Annotated in this window: 21 protein-coding genes; 14 read left to right on the top strand and 7 right to left on the bottom strand. The window is 65.1% G+C overall.

Annotation, left to right across the window (positions count from 1 at the left end; all coding sequences use genetic code 11):
* Nucleotides 1-15: 15 nt before the first annotated feature.
* The 3 genes from ACYQ1K_RS25525 to ACYQ1K_RS25515 form a co-directional block, all read right to left on the bottom strand.
* On the bottom strand, nucleotides 16-948 hold the full coding sequence (locus ACYQ1K_RS25525) for a dipeptidase (protein ID WP_488199521.1): 933 nt from the start codon (nucleotides 946-948) through the stop codon (nucleotides 16-18).
* Nucleotides 949-1103: 155 nt separating this feature from the next.
* Entirely contained in the window at nucleotides 1104-1403 is a 300-nt protein-coding gene (locus ACYQ1K_RS25520; RefSeq protein ID WP_459986350.1) for a muconolactone Delta-isomerase, read from the bottom strand.
* A gap of 32 nt (nucleotides 1404-1435) precedes the next feature.
* Complete coding sequence (locus tag ACYQ1K_RS25515) at nucleotides 1436-2947, bottom strand: aldehyde dehydrogenase family protein (protein ID WP_459986348.1); 1512 nt, start codon at nucleotides 2945-2947, stop codon at nucleotides 1436-1438.
* Between the two features lie 105 nt (nucleotides 2948-3052).
* On the opposite strand from ACYQ1K_RS25515, the gene ACYQ1K_RS25510 reads away from it, so the two are divergent.
* The 11 genes from ACYQ1K_RS25510 (at nucleotide 3053) to ACYQ1K_RS25460 (ending at nucleotide 15114) form a co-directional block, all read left to right on the top strand.
* Nucleotides 3053-3688: a TetR/AcrR family transcriptional regulator gene (locus tag ACYQ1K_RS25510; RefSeq protein WP_459986346.1), complete on the top strand. Its 636-nt coding sequence runs from the start codon at nucleotides 3053-3055 to the stop codon at nucleotides 3686-3688.
* A 42-nt stretch (nucleotides 3689-3730) separates the two neighbouring features.
* A complete protein-coding gene (locus tag ACYQ1K_RS25505; RefSeq protein ID WP_459986344.1) occupies nucleotides 3731-5095 on the top strand; it encodes an NAD(P)/FAD-dependent oxidoreductase in 1365 nt (454 codons plus the stop codon).
* Nucleotides 5096-5097: 2 nt separating this feature from the next.
* Entirely contained in the window at nucleotides 5098-5940 is an 843-nt protein-coding gene (locus ACYQ1K_RS25500; protein WP_459986342.1) for a hypothetical protein, read from the top strand.
* A gap of 175 nt (nucleotides 5941-6115) precedes the next feature.
* Nucleotides 6116-7003: a hypothetical protein gene (locus tag ACYQ1K_RS25495; protein WP_459986341.1), complete on the top strand. Its 888-nt coding sequence runs from the start codon at nucleotides 6116-6118 to the stop codon at nucleotides 7001-7003.
* Between the two features lie 70 nt (nucleotides 7004-7073).
* Nucleotides 7074-8606, top strand: a complete 1533-nt coding sequence (locus ACYQ1K_RS25490; RefSeq protein WP_459986340.1) for a sugar ABC transporter ATP-binding protein — start codon at nucleotides 7074-7076, stop codon at nucleotides 8604-8606.
* 8 nt (nucleotides 8607-8614) lie between these two features.
* A complete protein-coding gene (locus ACYQ1K_RS25485) occupies nucleotides 8615-9628 on the top strand; it encodes an ABC transporter permease (protein WP_459986339.1) in 1014 nt (337 codons plus the stop codon).
* Nucleotides 9629-9663: 35 nt separating this feature from the next.
* Nucleotides 9664-10824, top strand: a complete 1161-nt coding sequence (locus ACYQ1K_RS25480) for a sugar ABC transporter substrate-binding protein (RefSeq protein WP_459986338.1) — start codon at nucleotides 9664-9666, stop codon at nucleotides 10822-10824.
* 134 nt (nucleotides 10825-10958) lie between these two features.
* Nucleotides 10959-11372 (top strand): nuclear transport factor 2 family protein, encoded by a 414-nt coding sequence (locus ACYQ1K_RS25475; RefSeq protein WP_459986337.1) that lies wholly within the window; start codon nucleotides 10959-10961, stop codon nucleotides 11370-11372.
* A 36-nt stretch (nucleotides 11373-11408) separates the two neighbouring features.
* A complete protein-coding gene (locus ACYQ1K_RS25470; protein ID WP_459986336.1) occupies nucleotides 11409-12296 on the top strand; it encodes an NAD(P)-dependent oxidoreductase in 888 nt (295 codons plus the stop codon).
* A gap of 24 nt (nucleotides 12297-12320) precedes the next feature.
* Entirely contained in the window at nucleotides 12321-13184 is an 864-nt protein-coding gene (locus tag ACYQ1K_RS25465; RefSeq protein WP_459986334.1) for a 2,3,4,5-tetrahydropyridine-2,6-dicarboxylate N-succinyltransferase, read from the top strand.
* A gap of 1717 nt (nucleotides 13185-14901) precedes the next feature.
* The gene (locus ACYQ1K_RS25460) at nucleotides 14902-15114 is read left to right on the top strand and encodes a hypothetical protein (RefSeq protein ID WP_459986333.1); all 213 of its coding nucleotides are present in this window, start codon (nucleotides 14902-14904) and stop codon (nucleotides 15112-15114) included.
* 23 nt (nucleotides 15115-15137) lie between these two features.
* On the opposite strand, the gene ACYQ1K_RS25455 is transcribed toward ACYQ1K_RS25460, so the two are convergent.
* Complete coding sequence (locus ACYQ1K_RS25455) at nucleotides 15138-15614, bottom strand: hypothetical protein (protein WP_459986332.1); 477 nt, start codon at nucleotides 15612-15614, stop codon at nucleotides 15138-15140.
* Between the two features lie 560 nt (nucleotides 15615-16174).
* On the opposite strand from ACYQ1K_RS25455, the gene ACYQ1K_RS25450 reads away from it, so the two are divergent.
* On the top strand, nucleotides 16175-16561 hold the full coding sequence (locus ACYQ1K_RS25450) for a DnaJ domain-containing protein (protein WP_459986330.1): 387 nt from the start codon (nucleotides 16175-16177) through the stop codon (nucleotides 16559-16561).
* Nucleotides 16562-16706: 145 nt separating this feature from the next.
* Nucleotides 16707-17636 carry an EamA family transporter gene (locus ACYQ1K_RS25445; RefSeq protein WP_459986328.1) on the top strand — a complete coding sequence of 310 codons (930 nt, stop codon included), beginning with the start codon at nucleotides 16707-16709 and terminating at the stop codon, nucleotides 17634-17636.
* A 142-nt stretch (nucleotides 17637-17778) separates the two neighbouring features.
* On the opposite strand, the gene ACYQ1K_RS25440 is transcribed toward ACYQ1K_RS25445, so the two are convergent.
* On the bottom strand, nucleotides 17779-19101 hold the full coding sequence (locus ACYQ1K_RS25440) for an FAD-dependent oxidoreductase (protein WP_459986327.1): 1323 nt from the start codon (nucleotides 19099-19101) through the stop codon (nucleotides 17779-17781).
* Between the two features lie 76 nt (nucleotides 19102-19177).
* Here ACYQ1K_RS25440 and ACYQ1K_RS25435 point away from each other — a divergent pair, with 76 nt between their 5' ends.
* Complete coding sequence (locus ACYQ1K_RS25435) at nucleotides 19178-20104, top strand: LysR family transcriptional regulator (RefSeq protein ID WP_459986325.1); 927 nt, start codon at nucleotides 19178-19180, stop codon at nucleotides 20102-20104.
* Here ACYQ1K_RS25435 and ACYQ1K_RS25430 read toward each other — a convergent pair.
* Both ACYQ1K_RS25430 and ACYQ1K_RS25425 read right to left on the bottom strand, forming a co-directional pair.
* Nucleotides 20089-21075 carry an AraC family transcriptional regulator gene (locus ACYQ1K_RS25430; protein ID WP_459986324.1) on the bottom strand — a complete coding sequence of 329 codons (987 nt, stop codon included), beginning with the start codon at nucleotides 21073-21075 and terminating at the stop codon, nucleotides 20089-20091. The genes ACYQ1K_RS25435 and ACYQ1K_RS25430 overlap by 16 nt on opposite strands.
* Nucleotides 21076-21207: 132 nt before the next feature.
* Nucleotides 21208-22122, bottom strand: coding sequence for a hydroxymethylglutaryl-CoA lyase (locus ACYQ1K_RS25425; RefSeq protein ID WP_459986322.1), 915 nt, complete (start codon nucleotides 22120-22122; stop codon nucleotides 21208-21210).
* Nucleotides 22123-22289: the final 167 nt, after the last annotated feature.

Genomic DNA, 22289 nt, shown 5'->3' with positions numbered 1-22289 from the left:
CTCACGCTCTCTTCGTCAGCCGATGGTTTCGGCGAGCAGCCGCATCCAGTTGCCGCCTAGGAACGCGCTCACATCGTCGGCCGACCAGCCGCGGCGCAGGAAGGCATCGGCAATCGGCCGCAGGCCGTGTGGACCGGCCCATGCCGGATGGTCGGTCGTGAGGGGCTCCCAGTTGATGAAAGCATCGCGGCTCGACTTGCCCTGACGCACCCACGCACGATCGATGTCGTTGTACCCGTACCCGTAGTCGCTGCCGAAGGCCACGTGCTCGATCCCCATGAGATCGACGGTCCATTCGACCATCTCGCAGAAGCGGTCGAGAGTCGTCGCCTCGCGATCGGGAAGGAGTCTGGTGTAGGTAGTGAAGCCGACCACGCCACCGGCGGCCGCGAGCTCCTTCAGTACTGCGCTCGACTTGTTGCGGGTATTGCGATAGGAAGCCCAGTCGTCCCGATCGACGAACTCGGTGGGGTTGGCGTGCGTGATCGACACCGGCTTCGACGAGTGCTCAATCGTGTCCAAGCACGTCTTCTCGCCGCAGTGTGAGAGGTCGATGAGCATGCCGACCTCGTTCATTTCGTGGATGACGCGCCTGCCGATCGGTGTCACTCCACCATCCGGCTTGTCCCACCCGCCGCCGGCGATGGAGTTCTGCTGGTTGTATGTGAGCTGAGCGATTAAGACGCCGAGCTCGCGGAACGCGCCGATCAGGTTCAAGTCGTTCTGGAACGGATCGGTGTTCTGGAAGCCGATCATGATGCCAGTCCGACCCGACTCCTTGGCGCTCTCGATGTCGACGGTCCGTTTGATCGGCATGACCAGGTCGGAGCTGTCCAAGATCTGGTGACGCCAGTTGGCGACGATGCCGAGCGCCTCGCTGGCATTGTGGAAGATCGCCACCGACGCATGAGCGGCCGTGATGCCCCCGCTCCTGAGATCCTCGAACATCTCTCGGGCCGACCGAGCTTGATAGGGATGCCAGTCCTCCGAGTCGGGCCGGCTGGTCGCGGGCATGTGGCCGCGGTATCCGGCGATGTCCCAGTGCATCAGCATGTCGATCGCGATCATGTCGTCGACCTGGACCGACGGAGAGCCGACCCCGTTCACTTGTGTGCCCCGCTCGTGAACTGGGCCTCGACCGGATGCTGCACGACAGGAGTGATCTCGACGGTGCAGTACTTCCATGCCGGCAAGGAAGAAAGCGAGTCGTGCAGATCCTCGAGTGAGTCGACGTCCCACAGCGTCATCCCGGAACTTGTGCCGGCGATCCGCCACATCCGGGTCATCTTCCCGGCGCTGAGGAGTTCGATGGCACGGTCGCGTTCGGCGGCGAACAGGGCTGCCAGCTCGTCGCCGCACAATGTTTCGGGGAGCTGGGCGGTGAGCTTTACTAGCATCTGCATGGGTCGTGTCCGATCTGTGTGGGGGTAGGGGGTCACGGGGTCGGGGGAGCGTATGGATCGGCGACGGGCGTGCCGAAGTCCACGACCTGGGTCTGCAGCTGCGTGAACTCCGCCAACGCGTCGAGTCCGTTCTCCCGGCCTGTGCCGGACTGCTTGAATCCCCCGAAGGGAAGAGACCAGTGCTGGGCGCGGTAGGTGTTGATCCAGACGCTGCCTGCTTGCAGTTGGTTGGCCACGCGATGGCTGCGTTTCGCGTCTTTGGTGTAGACGGCGGCGGCGAGGCCGAACGCAGTGTCGTTGGCCATCGCTATCGCCTCGTCCTCGTCGGTGAAGGGGATCGTCAACGTCACCGGCCCGAAGATCTCTTCCTGGGCGATCCGCATGTTGCTTGAGGCGCCGAGGATGAGGGTGGGGGGATGGTAGAAGCCTCGGGAGTCGTGCAATGCCTCTGGCAGGGCGGCAGAGATAACCTCGAGGCCGTCCGACCGTGCCAGGTCGACGTAACTCCGGACCTTCGCGAGCTGATCTGCGGTGGAAATCGGCCCGATCTGCGTCTTCTCGTCGAAGGGATCGCCCAACCGCAGCTGGGAGAGCCGCGTCTTCAGGTACTCCACGAGCTCGTCATGGACGCTCTCGTGGACGATCAGCCGGGAGGGAGCGACACAGCTCTGGCCGGCTGCACCCCAGACCCCCGCGACGATCGCTGGGACAACCTCGTCGAGGTCGGCGTCGTCGAACACGATGAGGGGGGACTTGCCACCGGCTTCGATCACGACGTGTTTGAGTGAGGCTCCCGCGGAGGCGGCAATTTTTCTACCGATGTCGGAGCTGCCCGTAAAGGCCACGGCTGCGACATCCCGGTGCTCGACCAATGCCGCGCCGACATCTGCTCCGCCGTTTACGACGTTGACGATGCCAGCCGGGATTCCGGCCTCCGACGCCAGCCGCGCGAGTTCCAGCGCCGTAACCGGGGTGTGCGGTGAGGGTTTGATGACGACGGCGTTGCCTGCCGCCAGTGCGGGCGCCACCTTCCAGCTGGTCAGCGAGAAGGGTCCGTTGAACGGTGCCAGGATTGCAACGACGCCATACGGGCGGCGTATCGTGCGCGCCTGCCGCGTGGCCGAGAGTTCGACGCTGGAGCCTTGGACCTTGTCGGCCGCGCCCGCGTAGTAGGTGTACCAGCGGGCGGTGGCCGCGATCTCTGCCCGCCCGAGCCACAACGGTTTGCCGGTGTCGCGCGACTCGAGGGCGCCGATGTCGTCCGCGTGCTCCTCGATCAGTGCCGCAAGACGCAGCAGGCGTTCGCCGCGGTCGCTGGGCGTCAGTCGTTGCCAGGCAGGCAGCGCCTTCTGTGCTGCCTCGACCGCGATTTGCACGTCGGCAACCGTGCCCTGGGCGCTCATCACCCATGGATCACCGGTCGCTGGTTCGAGGCTGGGTGCCCATTCATGCCCGTCGAGGATCTCGGTTCCGTCGATCCACAGTCCCCGCCGGGGGAGGGCGAGGGCACTCGTAGCGGTGTCCTGTGATGTCTGGCTGCTCATGTTCGGGGTCCCTTCATCGAGGATCTGTCGACCGAGCCGGCCCGTCGGATGGATTGAGCGAAGGCTCATCGTCCTGAGGCGGACGAAAGAGATTCAGTCGGCCTCTTGGCACTTTACCAACCGGATGGTAAAGTGGCAACTGTGAGCCAAGAAACACGGACCCGGATCATGAACGCCGCCAAAGAGTTGGCGGAGGAGAACTCCTCCGTGCAGGGGGTGACAATCTCCCTTGCCTCGGTCGCCGACCGTGCCGGCCTGACCAAGCCGGGGCTGATGTATCACTTCCAGACCAAGGAAGAGCTCATGCTCGGTCTGGTTCGGCACTTCGCCGGCCAGTGGCACGAGCGGCTGTGTGCCGCTGCGGGATCTGAGCCAGCCGAGCTTTCGGCGTTCGATCGTCACCGCACCTACGTGGCCTCCCTGACGTCATCGCCCGTGGCGCGAGCGGACTTTTGGATCTACTCCTCTGCTGCGTACCAGCCGCTGCTGTCAGTGGTCTGGCAGGAGGTCTTCCGTCCTTGGTTCGACGTTGATGGCGTGAGTGAGACCGCACGCAGTCTTCTCACTACGGCACGGTTCGTCGCTGAAGGCGCCTGGACAGCACAGGCGACCGGAGTCTTTCCGGCGGAGGATCTCGGCGCTGTGCGGGAGATCGCGCTTCGCCTAGTCGCCGAAGCCGAGGTGTCGTCCGTCGCGAGCAGCGCGGACACAGATGCGCAGGAACCCAAGGCGCTGGCATGAGGCCCGCGAGGCCGCCAATCGCCGAACACAATTAGGAGCGAGATGCACGGACACGCCGTAGTGATCGGTGGCAGCGTTGCCGGTCTGATGGCCGCGTTCGGAGCTGCTGACAGCTTTGAACGCGTCACCGTCCTTGAGCGGGACGACCTCATTGATGGACCTGAACCACGGAAGGGGGCTCCTCAAGGCCGACAGCCGCACGCGTGCCTGCCGATTGGCATGGAGTTGATCTCGGAGTTCATTCCGGATTTGCGCGATCAGTTGCTGTCTGCCGACTGCACCCTGCTTGACGACGTGCTCGATCTTCCGTATTTGAGCGCCGAGGGCTGGCGAATGAGGATGCGAAGCGGTGTCGAGATGATCGGCTTCCGTCGGCCTTTGTTCGAATGGGTCATCCGCCGAAACCTGCTGAAACTGCCCAATGTCTCGGTCAAGCAAGGTGTAGCGTCGGGCCTGGTGTCGGTCGCAGGAACGGTTACCGGCGTCCGTCTTCAGGGCGTCGGTGAACTCCCGGCAGACCTCGTGATCGACGCAACGGGCCGTGGCTCCCAGGCACCGCGATGGGTCGAAGAGCTCGGATACGAGGCGCCAGCCGAAAGGCATGTGCGCGCGTTCATGGGCTACGCGGCGCAGCAGGTTCGAGTGCCAGAGGGTCTCATTCCAGAGGGCGCAAAGGGCATCGCTGCGATGCCATGGCCGGGCCAACATCGGGGAGGGATCCTCATCCCTGCCGATAACGGCGTGCACATGCTGACCGCCGTTGGAATGATGAAGGACTACCCGCCGTCAGATCCAGAGGCTCTGCTCGATTTCCTCGACGACGCACCTACTCCGATTCTCGGGGAGCTCGCGCGACAGTGCGAACCTGTCAGCGACATCGCCACCTATCGGGTGCCTGGTAACCAGTTCCGGCTGTGGCACCGTATGGAGGCGCGTCCTGACAACTTCCTCGTCACTGGTGACGCCGTTGCCTCGTTCAACCCCATCTATGCCCAGGGTATGTCTCAAGCCGCGCACGGTGGAGTCGCGTTGCGAGCTGCACTGCGCAACGAGTCGAACGATCCTCGTTCCCTGGCAGATCGGTTCCAGGAGGCTCACGCAAGGTTCACTGAGGTCGCCTTCTCAATGTCGGGTCTAGCTGATGCCTTCTACGACGATGCGGAGATCGAAGGCATGGAGAAGCCAGACGTTGCGGAGATGGAGTACTTCACCCGGCTAGAGCAACTCGCGACCGAAGACCCCGACGTGCTCATGGCCCTTGTTGTGGCCACCTACTCGATGAAGCCCGAACTCCTGGAAGATGACGAGCTTCAGCGAAAGGCCCAGTCCTGGAGCGAAGCAGGACGCACCGTCGTCAATAACGATCCTGGCCGGATGCCGGCCGTAACCGAGCGCAGCGGAGGCTGACCGTGCACACGTCTGTGCTGAAGTTCGAAAACTTCACCGTCAAGGCGGAGGGATCTCCGTCGTCCGTCTTGGAAATCTTCCCCCCTTGGCACAAGCATCAACGGTTCGGTGTCATCATCCAGGATCCCTTGGGCCATGTTGGCGCAAGCCTCATGATTCAGGCTGCGACTGCCGCGTGGTTCAACCATCTGTTCACCACGACTTGGGGCGACGTCGGTATGCCGGATGCGGACCTCCCTGGTCCAACCTTTCCGGGTACGTACCCGGAGATCTACGCGTTCCACGTGGGCCGGCGCTTTGGGACTCTTAGCCCGGCGGACTTCTGGCCGCCCTACAAGGACGTTGTTGTGGAGGCCGATCCAGCGAAAGTTCTGCACGCCGTCAACGGGCACGCGATCACCGTCCTGGCGGTTCCAGAGGGAGCAGAGCGTGAGCGTGAATTCATCTGGCCGGAGCACCGCAGTTTCCTTTGGCGCACTGAGTCCGTCTTCTCCTACAGCCCGACCGGCCGGGTTGATCACCATGACGTACTCCTCGAGTCTCTGAGCGACGAACTCGAATCGAACGTCGACGGGATGCTCGACCCAGTGAAGCGCGTCGAGGAGTACCGCGCGTTCAACGCGGACAGAACCGAACTCGAAGCCGAAGGCATGGTTTACACCGGGAACACCCTTGATGACGTCAAACGGTTCCTAGCAGACGTAGACGGGCGCAACTTCGAGGTCACCCAAGAGGAAAGGACAGCGGCAATCGCCGCGCGAGCGGCCGTCCGCGTTGACGGGCGTTCGATCGAGACCTACAGGCGTCGAGAGGCGAACTACGCGCTCCGACGGCTGGTCAAGTAGTCACGCGGGTTGCAGGAAGGCAAGAGGCATGCTGATATCTAGTGGCGAGAGCCGTAAGATCGGTTGGTCCACGCGAACCGGATCACAAGGGACATCCCGGCGGAGCGATCGAAAGTGGATCCGCCGCCGAATTGAACAACTTGACCCGTACGCCGATTACGTCGAGATCTGGGCATTGAGTTACATCTACAACACCAGCGACTTCGAACTGCACTGGGCGTATACGCTGTCAAACTCCCATCTTGGTCTGACTCTGTGGGGGGCCGATGCGGCGTACCGCGAGGGCACGGGCGCGATGATCGTGCAGGCTGAGTCGCGAACCGCAAACACAAACGACCACCTGCTCCTTTGGTCCGAGCACGGGCCGGAATCGCCGGTCACGCAGCAGGCGATCGACATCGTGAACAAGTACCACGTGAAGTGGGCCAAGTCGTACCCTGGCGCGTTCTCGCATACGGAGGACTACGTGTACTTGTTCTCGGACGCGGCGACCGCTGATGACAGCCTGCGCCGGAGCCTGGGCCTTCCAGGCTGGTCTGAGAAGCAGAAGATCGCTGCACACAGATTCTGGTGCGGCATCGCGGACCTTTTCACGATCGAAAGTGGCGAAACCCTTACCGACGTTGAGCCGATGCCCAAGGACTTCGACGCCATGGCTGAGTACGCCAAGGCATACACGGAACGGCCCTGGCCCAATAACCCGATCGGCGCTCCGTTCACGGAGGAGTTACTGAAACAGTTCACCGATCGATGGTTCCGAAGCAGTCTGGCGCGCCCGTTCGGCCGGGCCTTAGTGACGACCTTCTTCGCTCCGTCACTCTTTCGCATCTACGGGATGAAGCCAGCGTCATGGCCACTTCGCGTGCTTGCGCGTAATGCGATGCGCGGAATGATTCTGTACTCCGACCTTGTTCGCGCCGATGAAAAGGAGCCGATCACGGAGCGCCGGAGAAGGGCAGCAATCCTCGGCGGGGAGCAGGCGAGCCGAGTGGATTCCATCGCGCACCGTGCAGCAGAGAACCGCGGTGATGGCGGCACGTGTCCGCACCTGAGGGTGGACTGATGTGATGGGACTTGCTCAATTCCAGCCGCGCCGTCCAAGCGCTAGCACCGATGCAGAAGAAGCATCGAGCGTGAACGCACCTGTCCTGCGCGTCTCCGGAGCGTCCAAGAGGTTCGGTGCGACGCAAGCACTTCGAGGTGCTTCGCTCGAACTGATGCCGGGCTCGATCCACGCCCTGCTCGGCGGCAACGGATCAGGAAAGTCGACCCTTCTCAAGGCCCTCGCTGGCGTTCAGCCAGCAGACGAAGGAACGCTCGAGATCGGCGGGACCGCCATCCCGCTCGCCTCGATGACGCCGTCGAAAGCGCGAGAGCTCGGGCTGCGGTTCGTCCACCAGCAGCCTTCGGTGTTTCCGTCTCTTTCGGTCGCAGAGAACCTCGCGATCGGTGCGGCAGGATTCGACCTGACTCTCGGGTGGCGCGTGCAGTGGCCACAAACGAGACGACGTGCGCAAGAGGTGCTGAACCGGTTCCAGATCGACGTCCACCCCGACGTCGAGCTTTCAGAACTGAATCCCGCCACGCAGACGATGGTGGCCATCGCGCGTGCGTTGCAGGACTTAGAGAATGCGAGTGACGGCATCCTCCTGCTCGACGAACCGACTGCATCTCTCCCTGATCACGAAGCAAATCTCGTTCTAGAAGCCATGAACCGGTACGCGGCTGCCGGGCAGACGATCGTCTATGTGACTCATCGCCTGGAGGAAGTCTTTGCCGCGGCCGACCGGGCGACCCTGCTTGTCGACGGTCGTGTCATAACGACCGTGGCGCCGCAGGAGGTTAGCCACGCTGATCTCGTTGAGTTGATCATGGGTCGCGCCGTCGAGCAGGTCGACAAGCGTAGCGGTCCTGTGGACGGCCCGGTCGTTCTCGAGGTCTCATGCCTTTCGGCAGGACCATTGGAGGACTTCAGCGTTCAGGCACGGGCCGGAGAGATTGTCGGTGTCACTGGGCTGATAGGCTCCGGCCGCTCCAGCCTGCTCAAGGCGCTCTTCGGCGTGCTTCCGCGACGGTCTGGGACCGTCGCGATTCAGGGCGCCGCGTTGCGCGTCAACACCCCGCGCGACGCAATCGCGGCAGGACTCAGCTATGTGCCCGAGAACCGTGCCGCAGACGCGGCATTCGCGCACCTTTCGCTCTTGCAGAACCTCTCGATCGCGAACGTCGGAAAGTACTGGAGTCACGCGCGCCTTCAGCACCGCCAGGAACGTAGAGAGGCCAACAACTTGCTCGAAGAGTTCCTAATCAAGGCCGAATCTGTTGAGGGACCGATGGCAGAACTTTCGGGAGGAAACCAGCAAAAAGCCATCCTCGCTCGATGGCTACAACGGCGCCCGAAAGTCCTCCTGCTGGACGAGCCAACCCAAGGCGTCGATGTTGGAGCGCGCGCAGAAATCTACGGCCATATCCGCCGAGCGGTCGACACCGGCAGCGTCGCCTTGGTTGCGAGTTCAGACACAGAGGAACTTGAAGCGATCTGTGACCGCGTCGTTGTCCTTAGAAAGGGTCGGCGGGTCGCAGAGCTAAGCGGCGACGAACTTACGAGCGCGAACATGCAGCGCCTTTCCCATTCCGACAGCTCCTCAGAGGGGGAGAAGAGATGAACTCGGCTATGAAGACCGCTGACATCGCGAGCAGCCACACCAATGCGCGAGCCCCGAGAAGGCGTCGCCGGCCCGCCAGATACTATCTCGAGGCGTACTCGTTCCTCGGGCTTCTCGTGGCCGCGTTCGCGTTCTTCAGCATGTGGCCGAAGACGGCGGACACCTTCCTGTCCGCTGCGAATATGCAGGTCCTTATAGGTGGGAACACGGTGATCGCGATGGTCGCCCTCGGCTCGCTCGTGCCGCTTGTGTGCAACGAGTGGGACCTCTCGATTGGAGCGAATGCCGGTCTCGCGTCGGTGTCCGTTGCGATCGCCTTGGCACACGGATCATCGCTCATCTACGCGATTCTCATCGGTCTTGCAGTTGGACTCGCGGTTGGAGCCGTCAATGCGCTTCTCGTAACCCGGCTCGGCGTCAACGCCGTCATCTCAACACTTGGCATCTCCATCATCCTCGGAGGTGTCATCTCCGTCCGGACACACGGGCAAGGTGTGAGCGGAGACTTTCCGACCGCCTTCATCAGCTTCGGAACGCTCAACGGGTTCGGCGTTCCCCGGACCGCCTTTGCGCTTGTCGCCGTCACGGCTGCCATCTACTACTTGCTCAACCACACGCCGTTCGGGCGCTACCTGTACGCGCTCGGCTCGAATCGGTCAGCTGCAGCGCTCGTGGGAATCAGGACGAAGCGGATCCTGGCCTGGAGCTTTGTGGTCGGCGGAGCGCTGTGCGGACTCGCCGGCGTCCTGCTCGTGGCTCGTTCGGGCGGCGCCGACCCACGCGTAGGCGATTCACTCACGCTGCCGGCTCTGGCTGCGGCGTTCCTCAGCGCCGCCACGATCAAGCCGGGTCAGTACAACGTGTTCGGAACGCTCGTCGCCGTGTACTTCCTAGCAGTTCTCAACAGCGGACTGAGCCTGGCAGGCGCGCAGGACTATGTCGCCAGCTTCGTCAATGGCGGCGCCCTGATCGTCGGCGTTGCCCTAGCAGTACGCCTTGGATCTCGCCGCCAGGCGGTCTAGTCAGCTACCCAGTCAGAAGGAGCAGTGCGGAAGACATGAAGCGTTCAAAAGCTATGCAGTTGGTGTTTCGCAGCGTTATTGCGTCTTGGCTGTCGCTCACCGTTGCACTGGCGATCAGTGCGTGCGGCTCAAGCGACAAGTCGTCGACCGGCGAGGCACTCGGGAACGGAGTTGACTCCTCGGTCTCGCTTGATGGTCTTTATGCGGGCAGTTACAAGGATCCGACCGGGGACGTGATTGCTGCCCCTGCGAAGGCAAAGAAGATCTGGTACATCGCACCAGGGCTCAGCGCTGGCGTATATGTTGACGTAGCGAACGGCATCAAGGCCTCGGCCAAGAAGCTCGGCTGGAACGTCACGGTCTTTGATGGGAAGTTCAGCCCGACGACGCAACTTGCAGGCGTACAGCAGGCGATTGCGGCCGGCGCCGATGGCATCGTCAGCTACGCCCTCGACTGTGCGCCCATCAAGAACGGGCTCATCCAGGCCAAGAAGGCCGGCATCCCGACGGTCAACGCGGCGGGCGTCGATTGTGACACTCCCGAGTTCGCGTACACCGTCGCGTACCCCGGCTACTCGAACTATCTCGATTACATCAAGGCTTTCGGTGCAGCTCAGGCGAACTACGTGATCGCGAAGACGGGCGAGAAAGCAAATGTCATCCTGACCAATCAGACGGATCTTCAAGCGGTGGGAGCGCAGTACAACGGATCTAAGGCGGCCCTGGCTAAGTGCAGTGGCTGCAAGGTGGTTGGCGAGGTCGACTTCGTTGGTGCCGACTTCGGCCCGAGCCTTCAGGCGAAGATTTCGCAGCAGCTTCTGAAGCATCCTGAGGCCAACGCCTTCATCGCACCCTATGACGCGATCGTGGTGTCAGGCGGAGCACAAGCGATCCGGTCGTCGGGACGCGTCAACAAGATGACCGTAGTCGGCGCCGAGTGCTCCAACGACGGGCTGGAGATGATCCGCAATCGATCCGGCATGAACGCCTGTCTCGGGTACCAGGCCTCGATGGAGGGATACGGCGCCATCAACTACCTGGTGAACATCTTCGCCGGGAGGGATCCATCAGGCATCAACAACGGCATCGGATTCCAAGCGGTCGACAAGGATCACAACCTGCCCCCAAAGGGAACGCCGTTCACGTCGCCTGTTGACCTCGATGCCGTCTACGACCGCCTTTGGAGCGTCAAGTAGCTATGACTTGGCGCCCCGGCAACGGTGCCTAGCGACGCTGGCTGCACCCATCTTACCGGCCGAACTCTCATCGGACCGCGCGATGAGGGCGGGTGCAGCCCATCTGAACACGCAACGGATCAACGAGGTAACCAATGACTGTTCCGCGTCTCGAGAACATCTTCCGAGCTCAAGTCCACGCCGGCCTCGTCGACCGGGACGTCGAGACATTCGTAGCGCTCTTTTCAGATGACTGCGTCGTTCAGGACATCGCTGAAGGAATGCCCAAGCGAGGCTTACGTGAGCTTCGGGACTGGATCGTCTCGTACCACGCAGTGATGACCAATACCAAGATCGAATACCTCACGATCGCGTCAAGTGGTTCGCGCGTAGTCGGGGAGTTCATTCTCCGCGGCGTCTACCTCGGTCAAGGAGCTGCGGCGGGTGGGACTCCGGTCGAACTGCACTACTGCGTTGTCGACGAGGTGCGTAACGGACTCGTCGCGGTTGAGACCGTCTACTGGGCTCCTCAGGAGCTCGATCGCCAACTAAGTAGCCGGCTTTCATGAGAACTTCGAAACAACACGAGAGGACTGGACGGCGCGATGGGTGACGGCGGTCAGAGCGTAAGTGTTATCGGCCTTGGCGCTATGGGTGCTGAACTCGCCCGCGTTCTTGTAGCAGCAGGCCACCGAGTGACGGTGTGGAATCGCACAGCCAGCAAGGGATTGCCCCTTGTCGACGTTGGGGCGGACCTGGCAGATTCGCCGGCGGCTGCCATTTCAGCGAGTCCGATCACCCTGGTGTGCCTATGGGACTACGCCGCAATGGACCAGATCTTGGAGGACGCTGCCGTGAGAGACGCCTTGCTAGGCCGCGTCCTCGTGCAGTTGACAACTGGTGGACCAGATGACGCCCGCCGCCAGGGTGTAATAGTCGAGAATTGCGGCGCATCCTTTGTGGCCGGGGGCATCATGTGCTACCCGCGTGCGGTTGGGGCCGGTGACACTGTGTTCATCTACTCAGGCGATCGGCCTGCATTCGAGCGATATGCGGATCTGCTGCGAGCTCTGGCACCAGCACAACAGTTCGTGGGCGTCGGCAAGGCAGACGTAGCGATCGTGTACACCGCGGTCTGGGGAATGTACTTCAGTGCGGTGGGGGGCTTGTTCGAGGGGCTGGCGCTCGTGGAATCCGCGGGCATCTCATCGGGCATGGTCGAACACCTCATGCGCCCGATGGCCGACAAGCTTGTCGAGGGTGCACTCGACGCCTGCGAGCGTCTCGCCACGAAGAACTTCGGCGGCGACCAAGCGACGGTTGCCGGCCACATTGATGGTCTGGAGTCGACTTGCAGCCAGATCCGTGCTCAGGGCATCGAGCCGCGTATGCTCGCTGCCTTTGTGAACCAGTTGCGAATCGCAGCAGTCGCGGGTCGGGGAGACGACGACGTTTCGGCGGTGGCTGATGTCCTCATGCAAGCAGCGAACTGACGTGCGGCTTCGTGTGGTGCTCCAGTGCCTGGGCGCGTCGTGAAGAAGGTGCACTCAGACGGTAGCGCTGACATCGATCCGGGTTGCTGCCCCGAGCATGCACTACATCTGGCCATCGATCGCGCTTGGGCGAAACCGTTCCCGCGGTTGACGTCCGCCGACTTGGGGGCTGTCGACGCTGCGGTTGCCCTCATTGATGAGGGTGTGCTGCGAAGCGCGATCTACATCGATGACGAGTGGGTAGCGAATCTGTGGGTAAAGAAGGCCTTGGACTTGTATTACCGCTCACGGGGCCCGGCTGTGGAGTCCCGTGTGGGCACCATGACCTTCAGAGATCGATTCCCCTTGAAGAGTGACCTCGAGGAATACGATGTCAGATTCGCACCTCCGGGAACCGCCCGCTACGGGGCGTCTTTCGGCGCAGAGTCGGTGTTGGCTGGTGGATACGCACATCTCGGGGTGTGGGTTGGGACCGGAACTTTGATCGACACATGGGTCACGCTCGGTACATGCGCGCAGATCGGAAACGGAGTCAAGATTCTTCCGAACAGCAGCATCGTTGGCTCACTGTATCCCCTAGAAGCGGCGCCGACGGTCATCGAAGACGATTGCTATGTGGGAAGCGGATGCATCATTGCGTCAGGTGTTCGAGTATCCCGAGGCGCCATCCTTGCGCCGGGAGTGGTTATTTCCGAGGTTAGTCCCGTAATCGACGCTGTCAGCGGCGCGCGCCTCGGATCTGTTCCGCCCCTTGCCGTCGTCGTGCCCGGTATGATCGCGAGCCCTCGCCTAGGGGCGGGAGTGCTCGGTGTGGCCGCCGCCCTGGTGGTCGGGTACCGCGATGAATGCCTGACGCCGAAGCAGAATTTGGAGCGGTTTGCGGGTTAGTCCTACGGATTCCGGACGCGCCCGGAAGGTCATCTTCTCAAGTTGTCAGTGAAGTCGGCGTAGGTTCGGTTCGAACGCGTGAAGTCCGCGCTAAACGCGTCCCATTATGGTGTGCCATGAGGAGTCGCGAGTTGCCCGCTCGGGCCAACTGATAGGTCAATCAGCGTGACGATGTCGAGCATAGATTGATCCGGGCGGGGGAGTGCAGCGAACGCAGCGGTCAGCCCCGCTCCTCAGCCTCGAAACTGGCCCCGGTGTGGTGGGCGAGAGGCCCACGATGGTGGCCGGTGCCCCGGCCTCGCGGAGGAACAAGGCGCCGTCGAGCGAGTGAAATCCAGTCTGGCGGAGCTCGGGCGCGCACCCAACGTCATGTAGCCAGGTTGCGGTTGCGGTTGCGGTTGCGACTTCGTCTTCGACCAGGCCGCAGTAGACGAGTGAACCGGCCAGTCGGCCGCAGGCTCGGACGTGCTCCCAGCGATCACCGAGCTCGGCAAGGTGATGCTCGGCAAGCTTGGTTGCCTCCGCGGTCGCGCGGAGGTCGTGGAAGTGAAGCGCGGGACAGCCCGCCCCGGTACGGGCGGCGTACCAGCCGGTCTCACGAGGCGTGAAGTGGTGCTTTTGTACTTCGGCGACGCGCTTCTGAGCGCGGGCACAGTCCGGGGGAGTCCGCTTACACGCCACGCAGGTCAGTTTGCCGTAAAGGTCGCCGGAGCCAGGTGGCCACCACGTGTGCCGGGGAGCATCAGTCCGTCCTGGCCTCTGACGTAGGTCCGCAGGTGCTCGCGCAGTTCGGGGACGATGTGCCGCGGGATGTGGACGTCGCGGATGCCTGCGTCGGACTTGGGCGCCTTTCACGCCGATTCCTTGGGTCTTGGATCGCGTGACCGCCCGCGTGACGCGCAGGACGCCGATGTCGAGCTTGACGTCGTGCTGGCGGAGTTCAGCTGCTTCCGAGAACCTCACACCACACCAGCAGGCAAGGAGCAGAAGTGCCCACCACTCGGGTCGAATCGTCTCGAGCATGAGCGCGAACTGCTTGCCGGTCGCCATGTGGTCGTTGCGGCGCTTGACCGGGGCGGACCCGCCCCCGCGTACGGCGAACGGGTTGATGCTGCCGACCATCGGCCCGTGAGCTGACACCGCGGAGTTCATCACCGCCCTCGCGAGCGAGTAGGTGTGGGCCCGCATCGTATGCCAGTCGTTGTCTTGCCGTGGGTCCGCTTGCGAATGGGAGTGAAGCCGTAGTACCAGAGGCTCAGGCTTGGGTGCGATCTCGTCCAGGTGGAACTCGCCGAAGGCCGGCGTCAGGTAGTCCTCGAGGAGTTGGCGGTAGCGGTCCCTGGTTCGGGGGAGCGAGGGGTCGGCCCTTGACCTTGCGTCCACTGATCCACTGCTCGGCGCACTCGCCGAAGGTCGGCTGCCGGCTCCGTTCGGCGGAAGCCGCGGCCTCGAGGCGCTCGAACCTCCGGTCGGCGGGTGGAGTCCAGATGCCGGCGGCGATGAGGCGGCGCTCGTCGGTGTCAGCGCTCATGAAATTCCCCAGGTCTGAGGGTTCTCGCTCACGTAATTCCCCAGCGTGTCGCGGCGGGTGGTGGGTCCTCGCAAAATGAAGTCTGCCCAGGTCGGCGTGGTGTTACCTGGGAGTGAGATGGCGAGGAGAACGTTCGAAGTGACCGATGTGCGTGAGATCTTGACCCACTGATGGGCGGGTCGCTCGTTGAGCGAGATCGCGACCAGCCTGGGTGTGGACCGCAAGACGATCAGGAAGTACCTGGCCCCGGCGATCGAGGCTGGAATCAAGCCGGGCGATGGGACGGCGCGGACCAGCGCGCAGTGGCGGGAGCTGGCCGCGGAGCAGTCAGGCTGCGCATCTGTTCTCCAGCAGCTCGTCGAGGACGGCGACATCGAGCCGCTCGGGCAAGGCGCTTGATCCGCGTGGAGCACTCAGCAACCTCAGAGCGTCTCCTCTCGGTCGGCCTGGAGCGTCGAGCCTCGGTCGCGTCCGGGTCCGGTTGAGGATGCGTCCGGCGGCGGTGAGGGCGGTTCGGTCGTGGTCGGGCTGTCCGGCGGGATGATCGGCATCGCTTCCCAGGCCTTGGCGAGCGCGTGGACACTCAGCCGCCTGGTGCCGCCGGCCTCGATGTCGTCCAGGTGCAGCGCGTCCCAGAACTCGGGGTGCTGTTCACACGACAGGACAGCGGTGACGTGTCCGCGTATCGGGGCCCGGTGGTGGTCGGCTCCCACGTGGACGAAGCGGCATCCGGAGTCCTGGGCTCGCCATGCCAGGACGGTCGGATCGGTCAGGAGGCTCGCCCAGGCGATCAGCTCCGCAGGATTGTCCACCGTGGCGGTCAGGTCCCCGCACACGTCGAGGTCGCGACTGATCCGCAAGAGGACGGTCAGCTCGCGTGCCTTGGCTGAGGGATACATGTGGGTCTCCGTTCTGAGTCCGAAGTCTCCGGTGAGGCGCTCCTGGGAGCGCCGGCATCTCAACCCTGAGGCGGCGCGGGTCACATCCGCCGAGGCCGGGGACGGGGTTGAGGACGAGTGCCGGTCGCGCAGTCTGGTGCCTCACGAAGGTGAGGAGGCGGGCCACGAGCGTGCGGACAGTCGCACCGACGTCGAGGACGGGCGCCGACGGCCGTCCACGCCTGACGGCGAGGGACTGGTGCCGCGGTGCGCATCGTTCCTCCGAGGTGTCGCCTCGTGACCCGCCCGTCCGTGGAGCAGTGCGCGCGCCGATCAGACGGCGGGCCGGCGGGACCCCGGTGCGGCGCGAGGCCTCGACGGCGCCCGACCCCGTCCGATCGAGTGGACTGCACCCGCGTGGTCGCGCATCAGCATGGCGATCGTCCTCCTTCCATCACCTGATCTGCTGACGACAGTGGAGGTAACATGTATCGGACGATTCAGATTATGGGCGGCTGCTGACGTAGTTTCAAGACATGGTTTCAATGGCGTCAGCAGCGAGATTCTCGGAGGTGATGGCGATGCGAGGAGCCGAACACGCCGAGTCGTCGTTGCGGGACGCGCGAGGCCTGCTCGGCGTCGCTGCCGATGCGGACCCGGCGGAGCTTGCGCGGGCATATCGGCGCCAGGCGCGCCGCCTCCACCCCGACATCAGCCTCGAGTCGGACGCAACAGAGCAGTTCCGGGCGCTGCAGGCCGCTTACCGCCTCGCGCTCGATGCTGCGCTGATCGCTTCCCGACGATCGACCGCGGACGTGGAGACACCGATGCCGGTCGAGCACACGAACCCAGTCGTGGTGATCGGCGCCCTGGAATCCGACGGTCTCAGCTCGCCGCGGAGAGGTGGCCCGCGACTGGGCGAGTGGCTCGTCGCGGGACCCGTTCACGTGCAGCCTCACGGCCTGTGAGCCGATCCCGGCGTACCTCCTCCCGCGTGTTGCAGACGAAACGTGCCAGATTTCGTCGACAACCCGCCAAGCCGCCTCCGGTCGCAATATGCGGGTGTGCCGGGCGGTTCGACTGAGTGGAGAACGGAGGAGGCCGGTGGTCGGCATGCGGTCGAAACTGGGACTGATCGTCATCGCCTTGGCGATCGTCTACGTCGTCTGGGGCTCGACCTACCTCGCCATCCGAGTCGCGGTCGAGCAGATGCCGCCGTTGCTGGGGATGGGCAGCCGGTTCCTCGTCGCCGGCGTGCTGCTCGCCTTGGTCCTCAGGCTCCGCGGCGTCGATCTCCGCCTCACCCGCGCGGAGCTGGCCGGTGCTGCCGTGCTCGGCTTGATGCTGCCCTTCCTCGGCAATGGCTTGGTCTCGGTCGGGGAGAGCCGCGGAACGCCGAGCGGGGTCGCCGCGCTGCTCATCGCTGCCGTGCCGATCTTCGTCACGCTCTATCGGTACGGCGCCGGTGACCGGCCGCGGCCGTGGGCGGTGGTGGGCGTCCTGCTGGGGTTCACCGGGCTTGCGTGGCTCGTGCTCGGGGGCCGTGACCAGGGGGAGGTGCCTCTTGCCGGCGCTGCCTTCATCCTGGCGGCCGGCGCCTTCTGGGCGTTCGGCTCGTGGGTGCAGCCGCGCCTGACCCTGCCCCGCAACGCCTTCGTGATCACCGTCTATGAGATGTGGACGGGCGGCGCCATGATGACCGCTGCCGGCCTGCTCCAGGGAGAGAGACTGAGCCCGGGGGAGTACGACGCCAGCACCTGGCTCGCGTGGGGCTACCTCGTGGTCGTCGGCTCGGTGGTCGCCTTGTCGGCCTACGTCTGGCTGCTCGCGAACGCGCCGATCGGCCTCGTCGCCACCTACGCCTATGTGAACCCGATCGTCGCGGTCCTCCTCGGCTGGCTGATCCTCTCCGAGGCCGTCACGCACGCGGTCATCGTCGGTGGACTCATCGTCGTCGCCGGGGTCGCGATCGTGATCACCGTCGAACGTCCCAAGAAGCCGGAACCCGTCCCCGCCTCTCGGCTCCAGCGCGAGGCTGCCTGATCGCTCCACGAGCTCAACGACCCGGCCCGCCGATGCGCGCCGCGGGGGCGACTCGCCGCGGCGTACGGCGTGTCGCGCGAATCCGGCGCAGCGGGGGCCGGGCCCGGCGTTCTGGAGCAGGCGGTGAAAGCGCCGGCCGCCGTCAGCGGCTCACCCGGAGCATCTCCTCGCGCTCGCCGACCTTGATGCGCGGCCGCTCAGCCGCCGCGCCGAGCGCCACCTCATGAGCGTCGAGACGCTCCCAGCCGTCGAACGTCACGACGTCGACCCGTCGTTCTGCGAGGTAGGCGTCGACGTCCTCGGGGCGACGGAGGCTTGCGGTCTGCGTGGTCTCGGCGAGCAGGTGGCCGACCGTCTCGGCTGCATCGCTCTTGGTGTGCCCGATGAGGCCGACCGGGCCCCGCTTGATCCAGCCGGTCACGAAGAGGCCGGGGATGCGCTCACCCGCCAGGTGGAGCACACGGCCGGCGTCGTTGGGCACCACGGCGGCCGCGTCGTCGAACGGCACGCCCGGGAGCGCGGTGCTGCGGTAGCCCACCGCGCGGTAGACCGAGCCGACCTGCCAGTCGGTGAAGTGCCCGGTGCCCTCGACCGAGCCGTCTCCGACCAGGCGCGTGCGCTCGGTCCGGAGCACCTCGACGCCGTCCTCCCCGAGCACGGCGACGGGCTGCTCGAGGAAGTGCAGGTGGATCCGGTGCGCCTTGCCGGACGGCTCCCGGCCGACCCAGTTGGCCAGGGTGTCGAGCACCATCTTGGCCTGCTTGTTCGTCCTGACGTGCTCCACGCTCGCCTCGTCGATCTCGAAGCCCTCCTCGTGGACGATCACGTCGACGTTGGGGGAGTGCGTGAGCTCGCGCAGCTCGAGGGGGGAGAACTTCGCGTACGCCGGCCCACGCCGTGCGAACACGTGGACATCCGTCGCCTGGTTGGCCTTCAGGCCCTCGTAGACGTGGGCGGGGATGTCCGTGGCCAGCATCTCGTCGGCTGTCTTGGCCAGCACACGGGCGACGTCGAGCGCGACGTTGCCGACGCCGAGCACGGCGACCGAGGCGGCATCCAGCGGCCAGGTCGTGGGCACGTCGGGGTGGGCGTCGTACCACGACACGAAGTCGGCGGCTCCGAAGGTCAGCTCCTCGCCCGGGATCCCGAGGGAGCGATCGGCCATGGCGCCCGTGGCGACGATGACCGCGTCGTAGAACTCGCCCAGGTCCTCGAGCTTGACGTCGACGCCGAGCTCCACGTTGCCGAGCAAGCGAACGTCGGGGTGGGAGAGCACGCGCCCCAGCGCCTTGACGATCTCCTTGATGCGCGGGTGATCGGGGGCGACGCCGTATCTCACCAGGCCGTACGGCGCCGGCAGCCGCTCGATCAGGTCGACCGAGACGGGCGTCTCCGACTTGGTCAGGATGTCGGCGGCGTAGATGCCGGCCGGACCGGCGCCGACGATGGCTACTCGAAGCGTCATGGCATCAGCGTGCCGGTCCAGCGGGGTGCACGGAACGAGGTCCGCGTTGTGGCGCCACAAGGTAGCCTTGTGGCTCATGTTGGGCTCTCACGTCCCCGAGCTGCGCTCGCTGGAGCTGCTGGTGCTTGTCGCGCGCACCCAGAGCCTGAGCTCGGCGGCGGCTGAGCTCGGCATCACCCAGCAGGCCGCCTCGTCCCGGATGCGCACGATGGAGGCCCTCGTCGGTGCCGCGCTGCTGTCGCGCTCGGCGCGCGGATCCGCCTTGACCGACACAGGCGAGCTTGTCGTGCAATGGGCCTCCCGGGTGCTGGACGCTGCCGAGCTGCTCGACGCCGGCCTGGAGGCGCTGAGAGCTGACTCCCGGGCCCACCTGTCGATCGCGGCGAGCCAGACGATCGCGGAGTACCTCCTGCCCGGCTGGCTGGTCGCCCTCCGTGCGCAGCAACAGGCTGCAGGGCTGCCCCCGACGGACTTCACGATGACGGCGACCAACAGCGAGCGCGTCGCGGAGCTCGTCAGCGGTGGCATCGACGACCTCGGCTTCGTGGAGGGGCCGGAGGCGCCTCGGGGACTTCAGCACCGGCTGATCGGCGTGGACGAGCTCGTGGTGGTGGTCGGGGCCAGGCACCCCTGGGCGCGGCGGTCGAGCAGACGGGTTGCGGCAGCGACCCTGGCGGCGACGTCCTTGGTCATGCGGGAGGTGGGCTCCGGGACACGCACGGTGCTGGAGCGGGCGCTGGCCGGATATCCGCGGGCGGAGCCGGCGCTGGAGCTGTCGAGCGCCGCGGCCGTCCGGGCAGCGGTCGTCGCCGGTGCCGGCCCGACGGCGATGAGCATCCATGCCGTGCGCGAGGACCTCGCGGCCGGCCGCCTCGTCCGCATCACCGCCAGCGGGCTCGACCTCTCCCGCAAGCTGCACGCCGTCTGGCGCGACGGGCGGCACCCGCCCGCCGGGCCGGCACGTGACCTGGTGACCTGGGCGGTCGGTCACCGAGCCACGTAGCGGCGGACACTTTCGGAGGGCAGGACGCCGAACCGCTCCCGATAGAGGTGGGAGAAGCGGCCGAGGTGGAAGAAGCCCCAGCGGGTTGCGACTTCACTGACCTGGACCGAGGCGGGGCTGCCGAGCAGCTCGTCGCGGACCCTCCGAAGGCGGACCTCGCGGAGATACTCCATGGGCGTCACCTGGAGCTCCTTGCGGAATCCGATCTGGAGGGCACGAGCGCTGACACAGACCTCGCGGGCGAGTGTCTCGACGGTCCACGGATCGGCTGCCCGCTCCTCGATGAGCTCGACGGCCCGGCAGACGTGCTGCCTGCTCGCGGTGCGAGTCTCGTCGTTCAACGCCGTGCTGTAGTTGTGGCGGGTCGTCAGGAGGACCTGGGTGAGGACATAGGACTCCAGTTGGGAGATGACGGCGCGCGCCCCCACCCCGCGGGCGTTCATCGTCCCGTACTGCGTCCGAAGGTGGTTGACAGCCGACAGGAGGCTCCGGCCGCGCTCGTCGGTCATGTCGAAGGTCAGGTCGAAGACCAGGGGTGCGCCCGGGCTGCCGAGGAGCAGGGCCAGCTGCTCCTGGAGGGCACGGGCCGGGAGCCTGAGGGCGTACTGAACCGCGTCCCGGCTCCAGCGAACCCGGTAGGGGTCCGCGGGGTTGAAGACGGCGCCCACCTGCCGCCCTGTGGTGACGGCCTGCCGCCCCGCCTGGGTGACGCGGGTGTGTCCTGACAGGGTCAGGTTGAGGTGGTAGAACGACCCCATTTCCGGGCAGAGCAACTCGGCGTCGGCACCGTAGGTGACGTGCCCGAACGTCAGCCGAGGGGTCGCGAAGTACGCCATCTTGAAGTCCATGGCGGACCCGTCTCGGGGCACCAGTCGGTGAGGGATGTAGACGGTGCAGATGTGCTCATGAGCGCCGTCGACGTCATGCGCCTCGAGAACGGGCATCCGAAGGCGATCCGCGGCGACGGCCATGGCCTGGACTCCTCCCTCGTGTGATGACGGGCGTCACGCGACAACACTTCATGGTCGATCGTCTCCTTCCCGCTGTCCATGGTTCGCCATCGCCCGTTCGTTTTGTGGATAGCGAGCACGACGGAGCGTGCGTCAGACTGACGCGCCCGGGAAGGACCCTGCCTTCGGGAGCAGGCTCGGCACCGGGTGGCCCAGCCGCTCGGCCAGGTGGTCTGCGATCGGTGTGAGGGCACTGGCGTCCCAGCCGGTGACGTGCCCGCTGCGGTGCAGCAGGTAAAGGAGGTCCTCGGTCGCGATGTTGCCCGTGGCGTTGGGAGCGAACGGGCACCCACCGATGCCGCCCACGCTCGCGTCCAGAACAGTGACGCCCGCATCCAGGGCCGCTGCGGCGTTGGCGTAACCCGTGTTGCGTGTGTTGTGGAAGTGGAACCGCAGCGCCTCCGGTGCCCAGCGGTCGCTCACCGAACGAACAAGGGCGTGCACCTGGTCCGGCACGCCCACGCCGACGCTGTCGGCCAGGCACAGCTCGTCGGCTCCGGCGTCGGCCGCAGCATCGGCGATCCCCACGACGAGGGCAGGCTCGATCTCGCCTTGCAGCATGCAGCCGAAGGCTGTCGCGATCGTGACGGTGGCGAAGATCCCGGCGGCCCGAGCGCCTGCGACGACGTCCTGGGCGACGGCGACAGCTTGCTCGGTGCCGACGTTCTGGTTGCGACGACTCAGTGCGTCGCTCGCGCAGACCACCACGTTGACCTCGTCGACCCCGCAGTCGAGCGCGCGCTCGAGGCCTCGCCGATTGAGGACGAGGCCGCTGTAGGAGACCGAAGCAGAACGGGCCGAAGCAGAACGGTGCAGCGCCGCCATCACCTCTTCGGCTCCAGCCATGGCAGGGACGAGGCCAGGATGGGCGAACGCCACTGCCTCGATGCGGGTCGCACCGGCATCGACCAGCCGAGTGATCAGCTCGACTCGCTCCGCGACCGACAGGTGAACCTGCTCGTTCTGCAAGCCGTCGCGCGGCCCGACCTCGATGACCCGTACGTCCATCAATCCTCCTCATCCGCTGCACCTGGCGATCCGCCGCGTGCTCGGGGAGCCAATGAACACGCCGAGCCGAGGATCGGTCGAGGTTGGAACGCCGCCTCGGGCTGATCGTTCGCGATCAGGACAGCGACATGCGCTGCGCGGATAGCCGCTCGTGAGCGGCGTCACAA

The organism is Nocardioides sp. AN3 (genome assembly GCF_054653495.1).
Note: the sequence above shows the minus strand (reverse complement) of the source record. Positions and strands in the feature narration are given on the sequence as shown.